The 23,113-nt window shown below is 56.7% G+C and carries 21 protein-coding genes; 5 read left to right on the top strand and 16 right to left on the bottom strand.

The genetic code is table 11. The features are described from left to right. Nucleotides 1-37: 37 nt before the first annotated feature. The 8 genes from O2N63_RS04870 to O2N63_RS04835 form a co-directional block, all read right to left on the bottom strand. Nucleotides 38-706, bottom strand: a complete 669-nt coding sequence (locus O2N63_RS04870; RefSeq protein ID WP_271053111.1) for a DUF1523 family protein — start codon at nucleotides 704-706, stop codon at nucleotides 38-40. 8 nt (nucleotides 707-714) lie between these two features. Next, complete coding sequence (locus O2N63_RS04865; protein ID WP_271053110.1) at nucleotides 715-990, bottom strand: hypothetical protein; 276 nt, start codon at nucleotides 988-990, stop codon at nucleotides 715-717. Further along, nucleotides 990-2,390 (bottom strand): DUF6638 family protein, encoded by a 1,401-nt coding sequence (locus tag O2N63_RS04860; RefSeq protein WP_271053109.1) that lies wholly within the window; start codon nucleotides 2,388-2,390, stop codon nucleotides 990-992. The genes O2N63_RS04865 and O2N63_RS04860 overlap by 1 nt, the downstream gene beginning before the upstream one ends. Further along, a complete protein-coding gene (locus O2N63_RS04855) occupies nucleotides 2,387-3,421 on the bottom strand; it encodes a hypothetical protein (RefSeq protein WP_271053108.1) in 1,035 nt (344 codons plus the stop codon). The genes O2N63_RS04860 and O2N63_RS04855 overlap by 4 nt, the downstream gene beginning before the upstream one ends. Continuing rightward, nucleotides 3,414-5,372, bottom strand: coding sequence for an AAA family ATPase (locus tag O2N63_RS04850; protein WP_271053107.1), 1,959 nt, complete (start codon nucleotides 5,370-5,372; stop codon nucleotides 3,414-3,416). The genes O2N63_RS04855 and O2N63_RS04850 overlap by 8 nt, the downstream gene beginning before the upstream one ends. Nucleotides 5,373-5,469: 97 nt before the next feature. After that, nucleotides 5,470-6,639 (bottom strand): hypothetical protein, encoded by a 1,170-nt coding sequence (locus O2N63_RS04845; protein WP_271053106.1) that lies wholly within the window; start codon nucleotides 6,637-6,639, stop codon nucleotides 5,470-5,472. Between the two features lie 9 nt (nucleotides 6,640-6,648). Next, nucleotides 6,649-6,951, bottom strand: coding sequence for a hypothetical protein (locus tag O2N63_RS04840; RefSeq protein ID WP_271053105.1), 303 nt, complete (start codon nucleotides 6,949-6,951; stop codon nucleotides 6,649-6,651). A 7-nt stretch (nucleotides 6,952-6,958) separates the two neighbouring features. Next, nucleotides 6,959-8,041, bottom strand: a complete 1,083-nt coding sequence (locus O2N63_RS04835; protein WP_271053104.1) for a coiled-coil domain-containing protein — start codon at nucleotides 8,039-8,041, stop codon at nucleotides 6,959-6,961. A 207-nt stretch (nucleotides 8,042-8,248) separates the two neighbouring features. Between O2N63_RS04835 and O2N63_RS04830 the strand changes: the two genes are divergently transcribed. Beyond that, complete coding sequence (locus O2N63_RS04830; protein WP_271053103.1) at nucleotides 8,249-9,532, top strand: acetylornithine deacetylase/succinyl-diaminopimelate desuccinylase family protein; 1,284 nt, start codon at nucleotides 8,249-8,251, stop codon at nucleotides 9,530-9,532. A gap of 294 nt (nucleotides 9,533-9,826) precedes the next feature. Here the strand turns inward: O2N63_RS04830 and panC are convergent, their stop codons facing one another. Both panC and panB read right to left on the bottom strand, forming a co-directional pair. Beyond that, nucleotides 9,827-10,663 carry a pantoate--beta-alanine ligase gene (panC, locus tag O2N63_RS04825; protein ID WP_271053102.1) on the bottom strand — a complete coding sequence of 279 codons (837 nt, stop codon included), beginning with the start codon at nucleotides 10,661-10,663 and terminating at the stop codon, nucleotides 9,827-9,829. Further along, entirely contained in the window at nucleotides 10,660-11,487 is an 828-nt protein-coding gene (panB, locus tag O2N63_RS04820) for a 3-methyl-2-oxobutanoate hydroxymethyltransferase (protein ID WP_271053101.1), read from the bottom strand. Before panB ends, panC begins: the two co-directional genes overlap by 4 nt. 176 nt (nucleotides 11,488-11,663) lie before the next feature. Between panB and O2N63_RS04815 the strand changes: the two genes are divergently transcribed. Next, entirely contained in the window at nucleotides 11,664-13,133 is a 1,470-nt protein-coding gene (locus tag O2N63_RS04815; RefSeq protein ID WP_271053100.1) for an ABC transporter substrate-binding protein, read from the top strand. A 366-nt stretch (nucleotides 13,134-13,499) separates the two neighbouring features. Here the strand turns inward: O2N63_RS04815 and O2N63_RS04810 are convergent, their stop codons facing one another. Then, nucleotides 13,500-14,393: a DMT family transporter gene (locus O2N63_RS04810; RefSeq protein WP_271053099.1), complete on the bottom strand. Its 894-nt coding sequence runs from the start codon at nucleotides 14,391-14,393 to the stop codon at nucleotides 13,500-13,502. Between the two features lie 197 nt (nucleotides 14,394-14,590). Here O2N63_RS04810 and O2N63_RS04805 point away from each other — a divergent pair, with 197 nt between their 5' ends. Next, nucleotides 14,591-15,097, top strand: a complete 507-nt coding sequence (locus O2N63_RS04805) for a lysozyme inhibitor LprI family protein (RefSeq protein ID WP_271053098.1) — start codon at nucleotides 14,591-14,593, stop codon at nucleotides 15,095-15,097. Between the two features lie 160 nt (nucleotides 15,098-15,257). On the opposite strand, the gene O2N63_RS04800 is transcribed toward O2N63_RS04805, so the two are convergent. Continuing rightward, nucleotides 15,258-15,998, bottom strand: coding sequence for a YebC/PmpR family DNA-binding transcriptional regulator (locus O2N63_RS04800; RefSeq protein ID WP_271053097.1), 741 nt, complete (start codon nucleotides 15,996-15,998; stop codon nucleotides 15,258-15,260). Nucleotides 15,999-16,143: 145 nt separating this feature from the next. Next, nucleotides 16,144-16,596 (bottom strand): Lrp/AsnC family transcriptional regulator, encoded by a 453-nt coding sequence (locus O2N63_RS04795; protein WP_271053096.1) that lies wholly within the window; start codon nucleotides 16,594-16,596, stop codon nucleotides 16,144-16,146. 90 nt (nucleotides 16,597-16,686) lie between these two features. Between O2N63_RS04795 and O2N63_RS04790 the strand changes: the two genes are divergently transcribed. Continuing rightward, complete coding sequence (locus O2N63_RS04790) at nucleotides 16,687-17,280, top strand: LysE family translocator (RefSeq protein ID WP_271053095.1); 594 nt, start codon at nucleotides 16,687-16,689, stop codon at nucleotides 17,278-17,280. Between the two features lie 87 nt (nucleotides 17,281-17,367). Further along, nucleotides 17,368-19,149: an SLC13 family permease gene (locus O2N63_RS04785; RefSeq protein ID WP_271053094.1), complete on the top strand. Its 1,782-nt coding sequence runs from the start codon at nucleotides 17,368-17,370 to the stop codon at nucleotides 19,147-19,149. Between the two features lie 276 nt (nucleotides 19,150-19,425). Here O2N63_RS04785 and O2N63_RS04780 read toward each other — a convergent pair whose 3' ends face one another. From O2N63_RS04780 to O2N63_RS04770, 3 genes are all read right to left on the bottom strand, one after another. After that, a complete protein-coding gene (locus O2N63_RS04780) occupies nucleotides 19,426-21,207 on the bottom strand; it encodes an SLC13 family permease (RefSeq protein ID WP_271053093.1) in 1,782 nt (593 codons plus the stop codon). A 105-nt stretch (nucleotides 21,208-21,312) separates the two neighbouring features. Next, on the bottom strand, nucleotides 21,313-22,206 hold the full coding sequence (locus O2N63_RS04775; RefSeq protein WP_271053092.1) for a DMT family transporter: 894 nt from the start codon (nucleotides 22,204-22,206) through the stop codon (nucleotides 21,313-21,315). Between the two features lies 1 nt (nucleotide 22,207). After that, a complete protein-coding gene (locus tag O2N63_RS04770; protein ID WP_271053091.1) occupies nucleotides 22,208-23,029 on the bottom strand; it encodes a TIGR00282 family metallophosphoesterase in 822 nt (273 codons plus the stop codon). Nucleotides 23,030-23,113 lie beyond the last annotated feature (84 nt).

Raw genomic sequence — 23,113 nt, 5'->3', positions numbered from 1 at the left:
CGCAATTGCGGGGCTTTCTTAACCTCATAAGATCGACTTACTTGCGCTTGAACCAGCCGCGGAACCACCCCTTGGCCTCATCCGCCTTGTCATCGATCAGGTCCCAGGTCTCGGTCACATCTTCCAGCGCCGGGTCAATCGACCGCTGACGAAACTGCCGCCAGAGCGCACGCAGGAACAACCAGGCAGCAATCAAGAACGTAAAAAAGAAGATGTTGAACCAGGGAATGATTGTCACATCCGGCCCACTGACCGCCCGGATTTTCACCGCATTGGGAAAGGCTGAGAAAAGCTCATTTCGCCAGCCGTAATGCGTAATCACCGCCCATTTCGGATTTTCTGGTGTTGAACGCAGATCGTCCACTTCTGTTTGCAACGTCGCTGTGTCAAACTTCAGATATGGAGGCCAGGACCAACCGGTGTCCTCGTTGCGATACACCATGGCCGCCTCGGCATCACGCCGCCAGAATCCCAGAAGGAAAGTTTTCTTCCTTACAGTCTGAATGAACTGAACATCTCGGTTCACCAGCCCGGTAGATTGGTCATCCGGGCTCGCCCAGAAAATTCGGGTCCAATCATCCAGATCCTGCCGTTCCTGATAGGTATTCACCACCCGCACAATATCATGCTGCGGCAGGGTATAATGAGCCCATAGCCCCAACAGGATCACCAGAATGATTTTGAGAGTTCGTTTTACGGTTTGCATCGAAAACCTCAGTTCGTGTTACGCACCAACAGTGCGACAATGACCACAATGGTCGGAATGATATAAACAAGCCAGATGAGTTTGGACCGCAGGCTTTTGTGATATTCGGCCATCCCCGCATCTAAAAACTCCTGACGCTCGGGGCTGTCACTGTCCTCTGGATGGTCCTTTGCCCACTCACCCTCCAGCCATTCAAGGCGCACGGAACGGGAATAGAGGCTGATGATCCAATACAGCACCGTCAGCCCGAGATAGCCAAAAATGATAAGTCGCAGAAAGGCCATTATCTCCTCCGTCCAATCGCCCCCCAGGGACCAACCACATCAATCAACTTCTCACGCAGCGCCTCCTGGTCTTGCTTGACCGAATTCCATGGATTGCGTGCCGAGGGGCTCTCAGCCAGAGCCGTTTTCTCACCTCCAAACAGGCGCTCCCTGGCACCCGCCTTATTTGCCATATAATCACGATGCAGGAACTCTGCCACAAACTCGCGTTTTTCGTCTGGCCATGTGGCATAGGCACCATAAAAGGCCTGTTTGTGACAGATGAAAAGCTGGCGCACATCCATGGGTGCAAGCTCGGACAAAAGCTGGTTGATCAGGTCGCGGTCCGGGTGATCTGGCCGTGCGCGCAGGGTGTAGAAATAGGACGGATGGCGGCTGTCGATCCGCGGCCATTTGCCTCCTGCTTCCGCCCAACGCACCATCGCGGCAAGCCCCCGGAACGCTTCCGGCAGGCCCCGCGATTGTGCAAGCCGGTTGGCAATCCGGCGCAGGGTGCGGTGTGACATATCACCCAGATCCATCCCGGCATTGGTCGCGGCATCCACCAACATGAACTGCATTTTCTGCCGCAGGATCCGCGCGCCATCGACACCGCGCGCCTTGATCACCGGCTCCACCAGATCGTTTTTCTTCAGGAAGGACGCGATCCCATTCACATCATCCAGATCATAGAACCGGTCAAACGGCGCCCCTTTGAGCTGCGTGCGGTCTCCCGCTGTGATCAGCGCAGGCGTTTCGGCATCTCGAAACACATAGACACCACCAAAATGGCTGGTCCAGAAATTGCCCTGCTCATAGGTGGGCGTGCCCAGATCCACCGGCACTCGGGTCACGTCGCCGGTTTCGCGGGCGAGGTCTATCATCTCGTCGATGAGCTGATCGTCATACCACGCGCCCTCAGCAGTCTGGAAATGGTCGATCTTCTCTGCGAGTTTCCGCGCGTTCGCCACATGGCTTTGCGTGGTGTCCGCAACAACCGAGATCTTGCGGATCGCCAGCACATCCCGCATCTCGCCAACCGCATAAACCGAGTTCTCCAACTCGCCCGCCACCGCATCATGGGCGGTGAGCGCAAAAAGCTTCGCTTCATGCTGCGCCATGAACTGTTTCAAGATCCCGCGCGAGGTGGAGAAAGACGCATTCAAAAGCGGCGCCTTTTTCTGATCAACAGTGAGGATGATGAACTGCCGATTGCAACCGCCGGGGTTGAGATATGCATCGTCCCCAAACTCCTCACCCACTTCGGGCGAGAAACCGGAAATGTCGATGTGAAATTCGGTGAGGGTTGTGGTCCGCCCCGAGAGCTTCTCCAACGCACGGTTGTAGCGCGCAATCAACGCCGGGCTGTCCACCCGAATCAGATTGCCGAACATCAGACCGCGTTTAATGAGGCGTTTCATCCCCCTCTCCTAGGCGAAGGAGCATAGTCACGCCTTAGAAGTAGTGACATCGCTGAAGGCGGACGATTTCCTGAACCTTTGATTTTGGCAGCGATCATTTTTCCTTCTTCACGAAACTCCGCAAGACGATCTTGAACACGCCCAATTTGACCTACGTTTAAGTTCACTCGTAGAATTGTTCCTGGAAAGGAAGTCACGAAGTTACTCTTAGTTTTAGGCGTCATACAGATCGCACTATTTCCGCTACAAATAACAAAGTTTCCACCATTCCGAGCAAGTCGATTTGTCATATACAGCCCGTAGCCAGAGTTGAACCAATTCGAAGACCGCCTTGGCTCATGTGTTCGCCCCGAAACACTTGGAAGAAGCGCACACTCCAGCGCATCTTTATCTTTTTTAAAACGAAAGTTCGGATTTCGCCCAAGCCCTTTTCTGACACCAATCCCAAAATCACATGCCGCAAATTCGACTTTGTTGCTCGTGGGCCAATATTGAGCGCAATAATAGATACTCGACGTGTCACCATGCTCAAAGCTATTCCTAAAAACTTCGCGCAGAGAATATCCCAGAACATCGTAGAGATCTTGGTTTTCGTATTGATCGTGCGCTAAAACCAGTGCGATGCGATCAACCGAGCGCTGCAAAAGATCTTGCATTTCTTCGTACTCATCGATGGGCTTTTCGACTAAGTCTTTTTCCTCCAGTTGAGTAATTGGAAGATAGCGAGAGTTGCCCGAGGCTTGCCCCATCATCTTTCCATGATCGAAGCCACATAAATCATAAAAGCCCATATGAGAAAGATATGGTAGGCTATCCCAATTATTAAATATGACCTGCAAATTGGGACACTTATCTTTTAAATACTTAATCTTAGCCCCCAACAACAACATTGCAAATGGGCCACAAAACACCTTATTTGGCATATCGATGATCAACCGATCATGTTGCGTGTAATAATCCAAATCCCTAGCAAATTCGAACAGGGTTGCCAAATCTGTCTTAGTTGGAAAGCTAATTCTGGCGTTAGGCATCTTTACTCACCCCAATTTTCTTATTCTCCAAATACCGCCGCTTCGCCTCTTCCTGACGGCCAAAGTCCCGCACCATGTTTTCAATCGCCACTTCGTCCGATTTGTCGGCGTAGCGGAACTCGCTGTCGGCGTAGCGGTTAATTTCCTGAATGACCATTTCCACGGTGATCGGCACACGCAGGTCGGCGATCATCGCTTTCTTTTCGTCGTAGGATTTGAACAGGAACAGGTCGGGGTTTTCCATCCACTCATCCGGCAGTTCAAAATCCATCGCGCGCACCTTCACCGCGTCGGTGATGTTCTTGATCGCACGCCCAGTGAACCGCGGATCCGCCACTTGGATGGCCTTCAAATAGGTGCCCATTTTGGCAATCGTATCCAGCTCGCCAATCTCGCCATGCACCCGGTCAAACACATTCAGAAGCCCTGCCTCTTTCGGACGGCTGTGCCCATCAAAGCTCGCTGCCACCGCGCGTTTGATTTCCTGCGCGGCAAACGCCTCATGCTCCCCCAGCGGGATCGTGTGGTTCTTGCCCATGAGCAGGTTGAGGATGTCGATGTAATCCTCCCGCGTCTGCGGACCATCCACCAAAAACCGCGCGCCCGCCCGCTGGCGCAGCGCGTCGTCTACATTTTCGGGGTAGTTCGAGAACATGCCAAAGGTGCAATTACCGCGCACCACAGTGTTCGCGCCCGCAAAGGCCTCCATGAACACAGCGGTCACTTCCTGCTGACCGGCTGAAGACTGACGGTCCCCGCGCTTGCCAGCAATCTGGTCAATGTCATCAATCGTACCAAACCCGATCACCTGCGGGTCGAGCACATTCTGGATGAACGCCTTGGCGTTCTGCCCCGATTTGCCCTGATAGCTGTCGATATTATCGATACCGAAATTCTGGTAGCGGAACGGATAGCCCGCCACCTGACAATACTCATTCACCAACCCCGCCATCATCTGGATCAGCGTAGTTTTGCCCGTCCCCGGTGCGCCATCGCCCATAAAGGTGAAAATGAACCCGCCCAGTTCGGCAAAGGGGTTTAGCTTGCGCTCAAAGTCATAAGCCATCAGCATTTTACTGAGCTTCATCGCCTGGTATTTGGCAATGTGATTGCCCACAACCTCGTTCGGTTTTTTGAACGCCATGGTCAGTGTCGACCCTTTGGCACTGCGCGCCGGCGTGAAGCCCGAGATCGTCAGCTCATCCGCCTCAACCCGGAAATTCGCACCCGTAAACGCCCCCAGATGCGGCGCGTTTTGCGCGCGCAGGGCCACCTTCTCCATCAGCTGTTCGGCAAAAGCGAGAACCGTCGGCACGAGCTTTTCGTCTGCATCGACAAATGCCGCCAAATCCTGATCCAACTCCCACAAAGCACCATGCAAAGCCAGAGGAGCATTGTCAGTCAGCACCTCGTCCACGGTGCCCACTTCGACCGACACTTCCGTGCTGTGCGGGGCCAGAAGGAATGCGGTCGCATTGGCAAAGACGTGCAGGACGGCAAGGCTTTCTGCCGCGAGAAGCCCGGTGAACAAGGTCTTCTTCTCGCCTGCCAACGCGCCTTGCAGATTAGCGCGTTTCAGGGTCGCCAGTTCGGTTGCTTCGGCAAACCCCTCCCCCATGGCCAGCGCAATCGCCAGAGTACGACGCAGCCCGTGCAACACCGTGGCCTGAAGCGGCGAGACCAGCGGATCCCCTCCATCTGCCCCTTCAATCCGCTCAACCAGATGCACCCCTTCAGGTCGCGCAGTGGATCGCGTCACCAGTCCGGGTGTGGTCGAGCGAAACCGCCGCCGCGTGCCAAGACCAGATGACCGCTCTGGCTGAGCTGTCGCGACTTTCGGTTTGGCAATACGGGGTGTGTGATCAAACCCGTCCAAAAACCCCGCCGCGGCATCATAATGCGCGCGGATTTCCTCTTCGCGAAGCTCCATCACATCTGCTGGCATTGACATAATTCACTCTCCCAAATTTTCAGAAGATACAAAACCCAGCTCTTCTTCTGACCATAAATATCCCAGGGGGCCTGGGGGACAGCGTCCCCCAGCAACCTCACCGATAACTCAGAACCTGCCCGCCAGGGCGAACCACAAATTTCCGTACATCACGAAAGCCTGGCGGGTTCTTCTCTGCCAAAACCTGAAACGGGCGTTCGGGCAGAATGATCGAACGTTCCATTCGTGTCGCCCCAAGATCCGCGCCCCGCCCAGCAAAGGGATCAAGCTGAAATACTTCGCGCTCGACTGTCCCAAACCAGCCAGAGCGTTCTTCTTTCACTTCTCGGCTTTCCAACTCCTCCAGTGTCCAAGCCAGCGCCCAATCCTCGCCGGGGGGGGATTTCGCCTCTTCCAGAACCTCACGCAACGGGCCGGTCTGGCGCGTGAACGTGTGGCTGTACATCGGACCGATATGGAACCGTCGCAGGCGTTTCGGGTGCAGGTTGTCAAAATCGCGATCAAACCCGGTGGCAATCGTCACCAGCTTCAATCCCGCCATTGACTGCGCCGTCAAATGCGCCTGCACCTGCGGCCAGCGTTCGTCATCCTTGGGCAGCGCGTATTTGCCGGTGTCTTCGACTTCCATCAGGTAGATCGTCGGCAGGTTCACCTCACTGTCATAAACTGCCCAGTGCATCAGGTAATGACGCCGCACATGGCGCCCCTCGCCGTCATTCCGGCGCCAGATCACGTCGGGGTGCATCTGCGGCCAGAAAAGCTGCCCTTTGACCAATTCTTCGTAGTAGAGCCTTTGTGACAGGCTGTATTGCAGCTTGGTGGGTTTGGCGAGTTCCCCGACAATCTGGCTCACCATCTCGGATTTGAGCTTATCTACGCTGGGCATCCCCGCCAGATGCCCCTCGGCCTGCGCCGCATCCGCCGCCATCTGCAACAGCTCCGCCGCCACCGGAAACCCGCTTTCACGCCGATCAAAGGTAAGCGCCTGTGTTGATACTCCACCAGCCGCTCCCGAGAAATGATACTTGTTTGACAGCGCCCGAAAGGTGAAGCCCAGCTTGACGAGGTATTCCGCCAAGACCTGAACCTCATCGCGCCCCATCCGCCCTTCAGCCTCCATCTGCCCCGCCACACGAGCAAGATGCCCGGTGATCGCGTCGAACTTGGCAAAGTAGCGACGTGTGATTTGCGTGTCGGTCAGCTCGGCGTGGTCGCGCGGCGCAAATCCTGCGCTGTCCTGTTCGGTGGATTTGATTTCTTCAGACATATTTCGGTGTCAGTCCATCCATTTTCTAAGCCCGGCCTTCATTCTTGGACGATCTAGCCACAGCTCAATATTCCTTGCTTTTTGTTCACACCATGGCGACCACAACGATAAAAACTTCAGCACGCAGACCACTACCCAACCAACCAATGCCACGGCACCCCAGAAATAAAGCCAGAAGAACAGGAGTACGGACACTGCAACAATAATGACGGAGTTAAAAAACATACCGACACTAAGCAAAACGATGAGAACCCATTCCGCTCTTCTGAAAAACGCCGTCAAAAAACTCCGAATAGAATTATCGCTGGTCACCCTAGTTTCACTGTCCTGCCCCATACGCATTCTTGTCATGCTTCTCGACAATCGCCGCAAACCGCCGGGCAAAGCGTTCGTCTGCCTTGGCCTTGGCTTCCAACACCTCGCGGGCAAAGACCATCTGGTCTTCGTGGGCTTCCATCATGTCCGCCATGCGCTGGTTGGTCGCCGTGCCAATCGCAGCCATCGCAGCCTGTGCTTCCTTGTCGGTCTCAACCCCGATTTCATTGATCCGGTGCGCGACGTCCTGCTGCTGTGCGGTCTTCAGCGATTTGGTCAGCGCATCATAGAGCACCACGCGCTGCTTGGTGTCCGTCTGCAGCTTGTTGATCAATACCATCTGCGTCGCCGCCTGATTTTGCAGCGAGTCAACCCAGGTCTTGCCCTTTTCGATATAGCGCTCCAACGTCTGCGATTTTGCCACTTTCACCTGCTCATCCTGAACCAATGCATTGTATTGCTTGTTCAAATCGGCAAGTTCCGTTTCCAGAGCCGTGCGCGCGGCGGCGTCGGTTTCATTGGATATCTTACCCTCAAGCTCGATAATCTTCGGATCCATATCAAGGATCTCGGCGCGCACCGTTTCCAACTCCTTCACCGTGAATTCCCGCTCATCCAGAGTCTCGGTCAGGTTGCCCTCAACTTTTCCCTTCTGTTCATTGAGCACATTCAACTGCCCTTCCAGAAGGCGCACAATCGTGTCGGACTGGCCAATCAACTCCTGCAGCTTGTCATCAATAGAGGCCGAGCGCAGACGTTCCTGCCGCATCGCCTCGGACTTACCGCTGGCAAAAATTCCAATGAACCCCTCCCAAGCAGTCTTTGACCTAAGCTGTTCAAATTCCGAACTAAATCCGGCGGTCACATCGTCCAACCCCATGATCAGTTCAGCAATATTGGCGTTCATCGCCTCGGTATGCGCATGCACGTCATCCAGCGTCGCGTTCTCGATATCAATCGACACGTCCTCACCGGATTTCATCTTGGCGCGTGCGGTTTCAATCCGCGTGGTCAGCTCGGAAATCTTCGATTGCGCTTCCGCCACCTGTTCCTGACTTTCCTTGAGCTGCGCTTCAAATTTCGACATGAAACCTCCTTGTAATCCACCCGGACCGGTGAAAGTTAATCCTAATAACATTCAGTTGGGTCGAGTGTAGCGCGATTTCAAGATCGGACCTAGCCCATTTGCGGGAAATCACACGACTATGGGTGGAAAATCGAAAGCGCCATTCCTCGTAAACCCAACGCGCCCTAACCCATTGTCTGGATGCAGATTCCCGCCTAACGTCATTCCATGACACACGCTTCCGACCATCCCCTTTTGAAAGAGATCTCCGCACGGCGCGGTGAATTGATCCAGCTAACACAAGAGCTGATACGGATCCCAACCCTGAACCCACCGGGCAAAGATTATCGCAGGATTTGCAGTTACTTGGCTGAACGCCTTGGCACCCGAGGCTTCAAAGTTGAGATGGTCCGGGCTGAAGGGACACCCGGAGACTGCACCGAATACCCGCGCTGGAATGTGATTGCCCGGCATGAAGGCGGCACACCGGGGGAATGTGTGCATTTCAACTCGCACCACGACGTTGTGGAAGTCGGCCATGGCTGGACCAAGGATCCTTTTGGCGGCGAGTTGAAAGATGGTCGCATCTATGGACGTGGCGCTTGCGATATGAAGGGTGGATTGGCGGCGTCGGTCATTGCGGCCGAGGTGTTTGTCGACCTGTATCCAGACCATAAGGGCGCAGTGGAAATCTCCGCCACAGCGGATGAGGAAAGCGGTGGTTATGGCGGGGTCGCCTATCTGGCCGAGCAGGGCTATTTCAATCCGGATCGGGTGCAGCATGTGATCATCCCGGAGCCTTTGAACAAGGATCGGATCTGCCTTGGCCACCGCGGCGTCTGGTGGGCGGAAATCGAAACCAAGGGGCGTATCGCCCATGGTTCGATGCCCTTCCTCGGCGACAGTGCGATCCGCCATATGGGCGCAGTGTTGGAAGAGATGGAGCGCCACCTGTTCCCGCTGCTCGCCACCAAGCGCACAGAAATGCCGGTCGTGCCCGAAGGGGCAAAGCAATCCACCTTGAACATCAACTCGATCCACGGAGGCGAACAGGAACAAGACCCGGATTTCACCGGTTTTCCAGCTGCTTGCGTGGCAGATCGCTGCCGCATCGTGATCGACCGCCGCTTCCTGATCGAGGAAGACATCGGTGAAGTGAAGGCCGAAATTCACCGGATGCTGGAGAAGATCAAAGCTGAACGACCTGACTTTGAATATGAGATCACCGACATGCATGAGGTGATCCCGACCATGACGGAAAAAGACGCACCCGTGGTCAAATCCACTGCCGCCGCAATCGAAAAAGTGCTGGGCGCGCAGCCGTCTTACGTGGTCAGCCCAGGCACATATGACCAGAAACATATTGATCGGATCGGACGTCTGAAAAACTGTATCGCCTACGGGCCGGGCATTCTCGATCTGGCGCACCAGCCGGATGAGTGGGTGGGGGTGGATGACATGGTCGACAGCGCCGGCGTGATGGCGCTGGTGCTGGCGGAATTGCTGTTGTGAAACTTTAAACTCTTCAAAGGGTGAATTCGCAAAACTTGAAATTCTTTAAATGTCCGCGCGGGCAAAGTTTAAACTCTTTATAGGTCAGAAATCGTGTTACCCAACTCCCAAAACGCATCCCAAGTCGCCCCTCATCTTCTGACCAGAAATATCCCGGGGTGAGAGCGAAGCTCGAGGGGCAGAGCCCCTCCATCAAATACGCGCGGTCAGGTCCGAAAACTGGAACCCTCTTTTTCGGTCTGCGATTCAGGCTCACGAAGTAAGCCACCAAAAGCACCGAGCCGAAGGCGAGGCTTACACCGCGATGTTATCAATCAGCCGCACGTCACCGAGCATCGCGGCAGCAAGCAACCGAGTGGGGCGCGACAGGTCCGTGACCGGTGCCAAGGTCTCAGCATCGCGCAGCTCAAGATACTCCACCGCACCGTAACCGGCGTTTTCGATCTGTTGCTTCGCGCTGTCCAGCACCACACGGATCTCGGCACCTCTGCGGATCGCCTCCGCCGCGCGGTCCATCTCACGTTTCATCGCCGGGGCAATGGCGCGCTCTTCGGGTGACAGGCGCACATTGCGCGAGGACATGGCGAGCCCATCTTCTTCGCGCACGGTCGGGCAGCCCACCACCTCGGTTTCAATATCCAGATCCTTTGACAGGCGCGTGACAATCAGCATCTGCTGGTAATCTTTCTGGCCGAAATAGGCGACATCCGCGCGCGATTGCAAAAACAACTTCGACACAACCGTCGCCACGCCATCAAAATGGCCGGGACGATGCGCGCCCTCAAGGTCTTCGGTCAGGCCAGACACACTTACATTGGTGGCAAATCCATCGGGGTAAATCTGGTCCGGCGTCGGCACGTAAAGCGCGTCAATGTCATAGGGCGCGAGCTTTGCCGCATCGTCCTCTTCGGTACGCGGGTATTTGTCGAGGTCATCTGGATTGTTGAACTGCTTTGGGTTCACGAATATCGTCACGATCACCCTGTCCGCGCCCTTTTTGGCCGCTTCGACCAGCGAAAGATGCCCGGCATGCAGCGCGCCCATGGTCGGCACCACAGCCACTTTCTCGCCTTTGAAAATCCAACTGCGGCGCAGCGTGCGCAGCTCGTCCTTGGTGCGAACCAGTTTCATTTTTCGGGTACCTCATCGGCAAAAACATGTTCCGGCGCAGGGAAGCTCCGCGCGCGCACTTCGGCGGCGTATGCCTTGATTGCCTCTGCGCCGTCAACGCCCAAAGTCCCGAACCGCTTGACGAATTTCGGTTTGAACGCGGTGAACAGCCCCAGCATGTCATCCACCACCAGCACTTGTCCGTCGCAACCTGCGCTGGCCCCGATGCCGATGGTCGGGATGCTCAACACCTCGGTGATCTCGTCGGACAATCCTTCCGGGGTCTTTTCCAATACAACCGAAAAGGCGCCCGCCTCTTCCACAGCCTTCGCATCCGCCATGATCCGATCACGATCTTCTCCACGACCCTGTACTTTATAGCCGCCCAACGTGTTGATCGCCTGTGGTGTCAGGCCAATATGCGCCATCACCGGAATAGATCGTGAGGTGAGAAAGCGGATCGTTTCGGCCATGCTTACGCCACCCTCAAGTTTGACCGCATCCGCTCCGGTTTCGCGCATGATCCGGGCTGCGTTGCGAAACGCCATTTCGGGACTTTCTTCATAAGATCCAAAGGGCATGTCAATCACCAGCATCGGGTGGGTCAGGCCACGGCGCACCGCTGCCCCATGCAGGCACATCATGTCCATCGTCACGCCCAACGTATCGGGCAACCCGTGCAGCACCATGCCCACGCTGTCGCCCACCAGCACAACATCAACATGTTCATCCATCATCTGCGCCATGGGCGTGGTGTATGCCGTCAGAGTGACAATCGGTTCGCCGCCTTTCATGGCGCGAATATCCGAAGGCGTCAGGGCCTTTGTGTGGTTCGTGGCTGACATATGTGTCCCCTCCCCAAAAGTGTCGACAGGTTGTTCAATCCGGTTCGCCGCGCCTATATACATGCTGCAGCGCAGAAAATCAAAGGGCACGTCACGGCACAACTCCCCCTTGCAATACACCACCTGCTTCGCGTTTCATGAGGTGAACGACTGATAGTCCGCAAAGGAGGACAGCGATGACCCACCTCAAATCCACGGCCTGCGCATTTGCGCTGATGACCGGCACAGCGTTTGCCGGATCAGATTCTATTACCATCGGAATGGGGTTGGAACCGCCCAATCTCGACCCTACTGGCGGTGCTGCAGCAGCGATTGACGAGGTGGTCTATGCCAACCTGTTCGAAGGGCTGACCCGGTTTGGTCCTGACGGATCTGTGAACCCGGGACTCGCAGAAAGTTGGACCGTGAGCGATGATGGTACGGTCTATACGTTCAAGCTGCGGGCGGATGTGAATTTCCACGACGGTACGGATATGAATGCCGACGACGTGGTGTTCTCGCTGGATCGCGCGCGCGCGGATGACAGCACCAATGCGCAAAAGGCGTTGTTTGCCGGGATCGACAGCGTAACCGCGGTGGATCCGCTAACGGTCGAGGTGAAACTCTCGTCGCCCAATGGCAATTTCCCCTTCAACATGGCTTGGGGGGACGCGGTGATCGTCGCGCCGGAAAGCGTGGAACAGGCAGCAACTCATCCGGTTGGCACCGGACCGTTCCAGTTCAAGGAATGGGCCAAAGGCGATCATGTGACGCTCACCCGCAATGCGGATTACTGGGGCGCGCAACCCGCTCTGGCCACCGCGACGTTCAAATTCATCTCGGATCCCAACGCCGCCTTTGCCGCAATGATGGCAGGTGATGTGGATGCGTTTCCGATCTACCCTGCACCCGAAACGCTCGCGCAATTCGACGCGGATCCACGATTCAAGGTCATTGTCGGATCAACCGAAGGCGAAACCATCCTGTCCACCAACAACAAAGCCCCGATGCTCGACGATGTCCGCATCCGCAAGGCCATTGCCCATGCGATCAACCGGCAGGACATCATCGACGGCGCGATGTTTGGCTATGGCACGCCCATCGGTACCCACTACGCGCCGCACCAGCCCGCTTATGTGGATCTGACAGGAAACTCGGCTTTTGACCCGGAGCAATCCAAAGCGCTTCTGGCGGAAGCCGCCCCTGATGGGGTGAAGCTGCGCCTGATGCTGCCCCCACCAGCCTATGCGCGTCGCGGAGGGGAGATCATTGCCGCCCAATTGCGTGAGGTTGGCATTGAAACCGAGATCTCCAACCTCGAGTGGGCGCAATGGATCGAACAGGTGTTCAAGGGCAAGGATTTTGACCTGACCATCGTCAGCCATACCGAACCTGCCGACATCGGCATCTACGCACGGCCGGATTACTATTTCCAGTATGACCGACCTGAGTTCCAAGACTTGAACGCCACGCTGGAAATGACATCCGACCCGGATCAGCGCACAGGACTTCTGGCCCAAATGCAGCAGATCATTTCCGAGGATTACGTGAATGGCTACCTGTTCCAGTTGGCAAAAACCGGGGTGGCCAACGCCAAGATCCAGGGCCTTTGGGAAAATGCGCCAACACAAGCCAACGATCTGACCGGGGTCAGCTGGTCGGAGTGATCTTCCCAACAACATGGCAAAGAGAGACGGGGTGACACACCCACCCCGTTTTCATCGCAACCAAAAGGCTTTCGGCTTACGCTTCAGACCGCTGTCGGTGGCTCACTTCGTGAGCCTGAAGGGGCGCTGCCCCTCGACCTTCGGCTGGTCTCTGCCCGTTCATCGAGCGAAATGATCCTCTGGACCATTTCCAAGAAGCCCTCCCCCCCCAAGATACTTATGGAAAGAAAAAGGGAACTGTCCTCTGCTCTTTTTTCTTGCTGAAAATACCTCCGCCGGAGGCACTACGAGCCAGCGGCGCAGCCGATGGTGAGACAAGATGTATGCCGAAGGCATTCCATTGAGGAACGACCCCTTGAGAACGGCTCAACCGGCTGCGGTACTGACTGTAGTGGCACGCCGTTTCAGCAATGCTTCACGCCAGGTGATGTAGGTCACCGCCGACATGATCATCATGGCTCCGAAAATGACCCAGGCGTCAATAGGTTCATCGAAGAGCAGATAGCCCATACTCACGGCCCAGACAATCTGGGTGAAGGCCACGGGTTGCGTGACAGACACCGGCGCTTCGGCGAAGGCGCGGGACATGGAGTAATGCCCCCCGGTGGCGAAGCCCGCGATAACCACCAGCCAGGCCAGTTGCGTCATGTTGGGCGGCACCCAGACCATCCACGCAAACGGGGCCAGTCCAACCGTCACGATCAGCGACATCATCGCCACCACCACTGCGGCGGACGTGATCGAGGAGAGGCGTTTTGCGATAAGATATGACCCACCAAGACTGATCGCCGTGAACACCATTGCCAGATGCCCCGAACCCAGCTCTCGCAATCCGGGGCGCAAGATCACAAGCACCCCGAGAAAGGCCACACCCACAGCGACAGCGCGGCGCCAAGAAAATGTATCCCCCAGAAAAAACGCAGCCCCCAGCATCACGTAGATCGGAGTCAGGTAATTCATCGACGTGACCTCAGCCACGGTGATCTGGGTCATCGCATAGAACCAGCAGAGCACCGCCACCGTATGCACCGCGCCGCGCCCCAGAAACAGCCCCCAAGTCTTGCGATCAAACCGCATCCCCATCACCCTCACCAGCGCGGGTGCGACGAAAAACAGCCCAAACACATAGCGCAGAAATGCCGCCTGAGCAGAGGGCAGCGTCTGCCCCACATGTTTCACCATTGCATTCATGGTGACAAACATGAGGCCCGCGGCAAGCATCCAGGCGACGCCGTGAAGAGGGCGGTTTTGTGTGGTCATTGCGCGACATGACCCGAAGGCCCGGTAAAGCGCAAGACCTATGCCGACACAGAAAGTAAATTGAGGTGTGGCAAAATGCGATCTGATCCGGCCTCGCCGGTTTGCAACCATACGCGGACATAAGAAAATAAGGATGGCGCCACACGCCTATCCCCGCCTTGCGCCCCACACCGCTATTACATGGTGGAGGAGTGAAATTGGTTGCGATTGAGCGAAATACTTCAGGACTCAGCTCCTGGTTCTCCGGATCGTTCCCCGCAATGGACCGGTTTTCGAATATGTGCCACAATTTGGCAAAGAATAGAGGAATTTTAATTATGAAAATTTCAACCGCAGCTTTGATCATTTTTTTCAGCGCGCCGCATATTATCATGGCCGATCCAGCTTCTGAATGTGGCGGGAGCAGTCAGGTCGAAATTGGGCGCTGTGTCGCCGACACGCTGCAACGGGTGGATGCGACGGTTGATATGTATCTGGGTTTTGCGATGAGCACGGCAAGAGAATATGACCAAAGCATTGGCCGTTCGGTGGCTGAGCCAGCCTTGGAGGCAGCTCAGGCTGCTTGGTCAGACTTCCGTGACGCTCATTGCGACTATGTTGGGACAACGTTCGGCGGAGGTTCGGGAAGGGGAATTGGGATCAATTCTTGCAGGATTGTCCTTGGTCGCGACCGCGCTGATGTGCTTATGCGCTACATTCGGTGAGAATTTCTGATTTGTCCGTTCTTCAGCCGAGAACAGACATAGATATCAAGCCGCCAAACGCCTGCGGACCTCGCCCATACATGATGATCTGACGGGACACACAAAACAAAAAAACCCCGACCAGTAGCCGGGGTTTCCATCTCTCATCTGATACACGCGATTACAGCTGAGCCAGAACCTCGTCGGAGGCTTCGAAATTGGTGGTGACGCGTTGCACGTCGTCATCATCTTCCAGCGCATCCACCAGCTTCATCAGCTTTTGCATGCTGTCCAGATCCAGCTCGGTGGTGATGTTTGGTTGCCAGATCAGCTTGGTCGACTCCGACTCGCCCAGTGCCGCCTCAAGTGCGGTCGACACGTCGTTCAAATCGGTGTCGGCACAGACGATGCGATGGTTCTCTTCATCGCTTTCGCAATCCTCGGCACCGGCTTCAATCGCTGCTTCCATCACCGTGTCCTCGTCGCCAACCGATGCCGGATAGATCACTTCGCCCTTACGGTCGAACATGAAACCAACAGATCCGGTCTCACCCAGATTGCCGCCGTTTTTCGAAAACGTCGAACGCACGGTTGATGCGGTGCGGTTCTTGTTGTCGGTCATGGCTTCGACGATGACGGCCACACCGTTCGGGCCATAGCCCTCATAGCGGATCTCGTCATAGTTTTCAGCGTCGCCGCCCTGCGATTTTTTGATCGCGCGGTCGATCACATCTTTGGGTACGGATTGCGACTTGGCCTCTTTGACGGCCATACGCAGACGAGGGTTTTTATCGGGGTCGGGGTCGCCCATTTTAGCCGCCACGGTGATTTCCTTGGCCAGCTTTGAAAACAGTTTCGAGCGCAGCTTATCCTGACGACCTTTGCGGTGCTGGATGTTTGCCCATTTTGAGTGGCCCGCCATGGCGACCTCCGTAATTCTTATGAATGCGAGTATCAGTTGACGCGTTCAATACCCCAAGGGGTGGCAGGGGGGCAAGGGCGCTTTCGTTCACACTCAAACGCGCGTTCGGTGGCTCACATTGTGAGCCTGTGGGGCTGCTGTCGTTTTACGCGCGTTCGTCCTTGGGCGACCCCATCACCACATGGGTCACGATCTGGTGCACCTGCGGCAGGGTGCCGAGTTTTTCGGTATGGAAAAGCTTGTAGCTTGCCAGATCTTCGGTCTCGACACGAAGCAGGTATTCGACGGTGCCGGTGATGTTGTGGCATTCGCGCACTTCGTCATAGAGGTCCATAGCGCGTTCAAACGCATCCTGCGCCGCCTTGGTGTGATCATTCAACCCCACGGTGACATAGGCGGCAAACCCCTGCCCCATCGCCATTGGGTCAAGCACGGCGCGATAGCCTTTGATCACCCCCGCCCGCTCCAGCTCCTGCACGCGGCGCAGGCAGGCGGAGGGCGACAGGCCCACACGATCAGCGAGTTCGATATTGGGCAGGCGCCCATCGCGGGAAAGTTCGCGCAATATTTTGCGGTTTATTTCATCAATCTTCGTCATCAGTTGCAAAGTTACTGGTATTTCATGCCGATTTGCAATCCCAGCGCGCGCATCATGCCGAATACTTGTGAGGCAATACAGGAATATCCAATGAGCATCGACATCCTCAGCGCGCTTATCGCCTTCGCCTTTGTCTCATCCATCACGCCGGGGCCAAACAATCTGATGCTGATGTCTTCAGGCGCCAATTTCGGTTTTCGCCGCTCCATCCCACACATGCTGGGAATTGGAATTGGCTTTACCCTGATGATCGTGCTGGTGGGCGCTGGCTTGATGCAGGTCTTTGACGCCTTCCCGGTCAGCTATACGTTGCTGAAGATCTTTTCCGTGATCTACCTCGTCTGGCTGGCGTGGAAGATCGCGCGGGCCGGGGTGCCCGGCACCGGTCATGCCGGAGCCTCGCCCATGACATTCCTACAGGCTGCCGCCTTTCAATGGGTCAACCCCAAGGCCTGGGCGATGGCGCTGACGGCAATTTCCGTCTATGCACCGGATCGCTCGATGAGTGCGGTGGTTCTGGTGGCAATGGCGTTTGGCGCGGTGAACCTGCCCTCGGTGTCGACCTGGACCATCCTGGGCCAGCAAATTCGCCGCGTTCTGACCAATCCCACCCGCCTGACGGTCTTTAATGTGACCATGGCCCTGCTGCTTCTGGCCTCGCTTTACCCGGTTCTGTTTTCCTAGCGCTTTTCGGGTAACGGGTTGGCCGCCAGAGCAATTTCCCCGCAGATCACAGTTTCCTCAGCGGGATTTGCGCTTTATCCCTGTGGTATGAGTACAGATCAAATCATTCTATTTTCGCTTTTTGGTGCCGTCTTTGCCCTGCTGCTCTGGGGGCGGTTTCGCTATGACCTTGTGGCCTTTTCTGCCCTGATGCTGGGCGTCGTATTGGGTGTTGTCCCGACGAAAGAGGCGTTTTCCGGTTTCGGCCATCCGGCAACGTTGGTTGTGGCGCTGGTTTTGGTGGTCTCGGCCGGGCTGGTGCGCTCAGGTGCCGTGTTCCTGATCACGCGGACGCTGGTCGACGCCACCCGGTCACTGGGGGCGCATATAACCCTGATGGGGGCGGTTGGCGGGATCCTGTCGGCCTTCATGAACAACGTGGCCGCACTTGCGCTGTTGATGCCGGTGGACATGCAGACCGCGCGCAAGGCTGGCCGCGCACCGGGTCTGTCGCTGATGCCGCTGTCTTTTGCCACCATCCTTGGCGGCATGGTCACACTGATCGGCACGCCGCCCAACATCATCATCGCTTCGATACGCGGCGAGGCGCTGGGGGAACCCTTCCACATGTTCGACTTTGCCCCGGTGGGCGGGGTGACGGCGATTGCGGGCTTGATCTTCGTGGCCCTGATCGGCTGGCGCTTGATTCCACAGCCCAAGCAAGGTGTCGAAGGCCGTGACCCGATGGAGGAGTTCGCGCAATATGTGGCGGAACTCACCGTGCCCGAAGACAGCAAACATGTGGGCAAACGGGTAAAGGAGCTGGATGAGGTTGCTGAGAAAAACGATGTAGCGATCCTCGGCCTCGTGCGGGATGGCAAACGCCGCTATGGCGTGCAGCGCAACACGATGCTGCAAGCCGGGGACGCATTGGTGCTTGAGGCACGCCCCGAGGCGCTGGATGAGTTTCGCGCCGCCCTTGGTCTGACGTTTACCGAAGATCCGCGACACGAGACCCTCACTGCCGAGGGCGATGGCCTGTCCAAGATCGAAGTGGTGGTGCCCGAAAACGCCCGCATTTCCCGCAAGACCGCGCAAGCCGTCGGGCTGGGCTGGCGGCGTAATACGGTTCTGATGGGGATTTCACGCGCGGGCACACGGATCTTTAAACAGGTGCGCAAGACAGAAATTCACCCCGGTGACATCCTGCTCTTGCTGGTGCCCGTCGGCAAAGAAGCCGATGTGACCGAATGGCTGGGCTGCCTGCCACTGGCCGAACGGGGCCTGACCGTGACGAAAGACCGGAAAGTCTGGTGGGCGATCGGGTTGTTTGCGGCTGCTGTTGCAGCGGCGAGTATTGGTCTCATCTATCTCCCTGTCGCTCTTGGGCTGGTGGTGGTCAGCTATGTGCTGATGAAAATCCTGCCGATTTCCGAGATTTACGACCATATCGAATGGCCAGTGGTTGTGTTGTTGGGGTCGATGATCCCACTTGGGGCGGCGCTTGAAACATCGGGCGGAACGGAACTCATTGCCGGAACTCTGATCGGGATCACCGAAGGGCTTCCTGCGTGGGTGGTTTTGACGGTTCTGATGATTGTGACCATGACGCTGTCAGATGTTCTGAACAACACCGCAACCACGATTGTCGCGGCCCCCGTCGGTATCCAGATGGCACAGGCACTCGGAAAAAACCCTGACCCGTTCCTGATGGCCGTGGCTGTGGCCGCAAGTTGCGCATTTCTCACGCCGATTGGCCACAAGAACAACACACTGATACTTGGGCCGGGAGGGTATAAGTTTGGCGACTACTGGCGCATGGGCCTTCCTCTCGAAGTGCTGGTTGTGGCCGTGTCCATTCCTTCGATCCTACTGTTCTGGCCGCTCTGATCAGGGAACAGAAAATGCTCCCGCCCCGTGTTGATCCTCGCGGGTCGCCTGGGGTTGGGGTATCCTCGCTCCGCTCGGAGGGGCTTTGCCCCCGCCTTCGGCTCCCCCAGGATATTTGCAGTCAGAAGAAACAGGCGACCCGCGCTTTTCTTCTGACTAGAAATATCCCGGGGTGAGCGAGCTTGTCTCGTGAGGGGCAGCGCCCCTGACAAGGCTCACGCAGTGAGCCACAAGACGCGCGCTTGAGCGTGAGCGAAAGCGCCCCCTCTGCCCCTTTTACAGAGGCCAGATAAACGGGATGATCGCGGATGCCAGAATGCCAACCGAGAGGTTTAGCGGGATGCCAACTTTGAGGAAATCCGAGAATTTATACCCGCCGGGGCCATAGACCAGCGTGTTGGTCTGATAACCAATCGGGGTGGCAAAACTGGCCGAGGCGGCGACCATGACCGCGACCACCAGTGGGCGGGCGTCAAGCCCAAGCGCATCGGCAAGTCCGATCGCAATGGGCGTGACAACCACCGCCACGGCGTTGTTTGACACCAGTTCGGTCAGCACGGATGTGAGCAGGTAGATTGCCCAGACAATCAAGAAGGGTGGCAGCTTGCCAAGGACGGGTGCAACCGCATTGGCAATCAGCGCAACCGCACCAGAGCTTTCCAAGGCCGCCCCAATGCCCAGCATGGCAAAAATCAGCACCAGAAGCCGCCCATCCACGGCACCGAATGCCTCATCCGCATCAATGCAGCGCGTGACCAGCACCAGCGCCACGGCCAGCACAGCCAGCAGGAAGATTGGTGCAATTCCCAGACCGGCCAGCACCACCAGGCCAAGAAGTGCTGCAATGGCGACCGGAGCATGTTCTCGGCGGTATTCGCGTTCAGAGGGGTGGGACACATCCGCCAGGTCCATGTCCTGTGCGAGGCGTGACAGATCTTCGGGCGCACCTTCCAGCAGCAATGTGTCACCCACTTTGACCACCAATGTATCCAGCTGACGGCCAATGTTCTGGTTCTTCCGATGTACAGCAAGTGGATAGACACCGTAGCGGCGACGCAGACGCATTTTGCCCAACATTTTGCCGACCATCTTGCACCCCGGCGTGATCAGCACCTCGACCGTCGCGGTTTCCACCGCCGACACCTGATCCACGCGTTTCAGGCTTTTGTCGCGCTGGAGGGACAAAAGCTCTGTCATTGCGGTTCGCAACACGACCCGATCCCCAAGCTGAAGTGTTACCCCCGTCAGATCGCGCCTGAGCGAGGCATCGCCCCGGATCACGTCAACCAGCCGGACACCGTCACGTTTGAACAGTTGCACACCATTCACCTCGCGCCCGATCAGGTTGCTGTCGGGTGGAATCACCGCCTCGGTAAAGAATTTTTTGCGTGATCTGTCACTGCCTAGCATCGTTGCCATCGAAGTCCGATCAGGCAGAATTCTTGGAGCAACCAAATAAATGTAGATCATACCCCAGATAACCAGAATGATGCCCAGAGGCGTGACCTCAAATATCGAAAATGGCTTCAGTCCATGGGCGCGTGCCACACCATCGACCAGCAGGTTGGTCGAAGTGCCGATCAGGGTGAGCGTGCCGCCCAGAATGGCTCCGTAACTCAGCGGGATCAGCAGCTTTGACGCCGATTGGCCGATTTTTTTGGAAAGTTGGATAAACACCGGGATCATCACAACCACCACCGGAGTGTTCGACACAAAGGCGGACGCAACCACAACAAATCCCATCAGTGCAGCAAGGGCAACCATCGGGCGGCCTTCGGCCTGTTGCTCGGCGATCTGCGTGAACCATTTCAGCGCCCCGGTGCGCACCAGGGCTCCCATCACGATGAACATGCCGGCAATGGTCCACGGCGCCGGGTTCGACAGCACCCCTAGTGCTGTGTCATAGGGCAGGATGCCGGTCAGCAACATCACGGAGACACCGGCGATGGCCACCACTTCGGTCGGGAATGTCTCGCGGATAAAAAGCGCGAACATGCCCAACACGACCACCAGCGACAGGATCGCCTGTGCGGTCTGGCTCAACTCGAAAAACCCCATGAAATATCCCTACCTTGACCCTGTCCTGATTTTTAACAGGTTGTTCCTGCCAGTTTTGCCAATTGCAGCAAGTCGGGGCAAGCACGACGTTTATCCTGCGTGATTTTATGCCTCTTGCTCCGCTGCACCCGTTGTGCGCGGTTGCACCAGGAACAGGCCCAGAAACATCACCGCAAGCGCCAGCCAGACTGAACCGGAATACCGCTCGCCCAAGAGCAGCATTGCCCAGATCACGCCAAACCCGGTGACCAGATAACTGACCTGTGCGGCAAAAGATGCGCCCGCCCGCCTCACCAACCAGACATAGCCGGAATAAACAAAGGCATGGATGACCGAGTTCAACACGATCAACCCCTTGGTCCCATCGAAATCGGAAAACGGATCGATCCAGCCTCCGGTCAAAACAGCCATCACGCCAGCGATTGGCAGGCCGACAAGGGATGCCCCGGCAAGCACCTGCACAGGATCCAGCCCCCCGGTCCCCCATTTTGCCACCACATTGCCCTCAATCCCGTAAAGCGCCGGAGCAATCAGCGCGATGGCAATCCAGAACCACGCCCCCTCGGGCAATGCCGATTGCGGCCCGACCAGGATCGCAACGCCAATCAACCCGGCCAAAAGCCCAAACAGACGCTTGGTAGCAAAGTTCTCGCTTTTCAATAAGAGCGCCATCGGGAAAGCAAACATCGGGACTGCGGCAATGATGATTGCCATCACTCCCGCAGGCAGGTGGTCGAGCGATAGGTAACTTGCCGCATTTGGAAAGATGGTGCCGCCAAGTGCCACAAATAAATAAAGCGGCAGGTGATTGCGTGTCAGGGGCACAGATTTCCCCCTGATCCGGGACACCCCGGTCAGGATCGTCGCCCCTATGGCCATCTGCCAAAGGATAATGCCAAAAATCCCATGACCGGCTTCGACAACCGGTTTCGACAGCACCCCGGTAAGTGCCCAGCCTGCACCGAGAAGCGCGAGGAAACCGATCAGGCGGAGCTGCACCTTACCCGTCCAGTGGGGTGGATTGCATCAGCCGCCCCCCCTCGCGCACCATCTGGACACGAGTGGACAACCCGGTACGGTCGTCGGTTTCCACATAAAGCCCCGACAAGGTTGCCTCTCCTGCCGCCGGTTCAAACCGCCCCTTGGCCATGCCAGTGATGAAGCGGTTCAGAGGTTCGTCCTTTTTCATGCCGATGACGGAATTGTAATCTCCGCACATCCCGGCATCCGATTGAAACGCCGTCCCTTTGGGCAGGATCTGCGCATCACCGGTGGGCACATGGGTATGGGTGCCAACCACAATGCTTGCGCGCCCATCACACCAATGGCCCATACCCATTTTTTCCGAGGTTGCCTCGCAATGAATGTCCACCAGGGCCGCCTGAACGGCCCCCCCAATGCGGTGTTTGTTCAGCACGAGGTCAATCGCGGAAAACGGATCGTCAAAGGCCCGCTTCATAAAGACCTGACCCAGAACCTGCGCCACAAGGATCTTGCGGCCCCGCCTGTCTGAAAACACGCGCGCGCCAACCCCCGGTGCCCCTTTGGCATAGTTCAGAGGGCGAATGATCCGCTTGTCCTGCTCACAGAAGGTCAGCATGTCGCGCTGGTCAAAGGCGTGATCGCCAAGGGTGAGCACATCCACTCCAGCTTCAAAAAGCGTCTTTGCGTGGCCGCCGGACAACCCGTGCCCCGACGTGGCATTCTCGCCATTGGCCACGACAAAATCGAGCCGCCACGTTTCCCGCAGTTTCGTCAAACGTTCCGTCACCGCGCGTCGACCAGCACGGCCCATGATATCGCCAAGAAAGAGTATTTTCATGGAGGATAGCCCTAGGCCGGTTGTGCCAAAAGGGCAAGAGAGAAGCGCAGGGTGAGGGGCGCACACCTCGCGTTACCCCCGTGT

Source organism: Aliiroseovarius salicola, assembly GCF_027891095.1.
Classification (GTDB): domain Bacteria; phylum Pseudomonadota; class Alphaproteobacteria; order Rhodobacterales; family Rhodobacteraceae; genus Aliiroseovarius; species Aliiroseovarius salicola.
The sequence above is the reverse complement of the archived record's forward strand: the minus strand, read 5'-3'. Positions and strand labels throughout refer to the sequence as shown.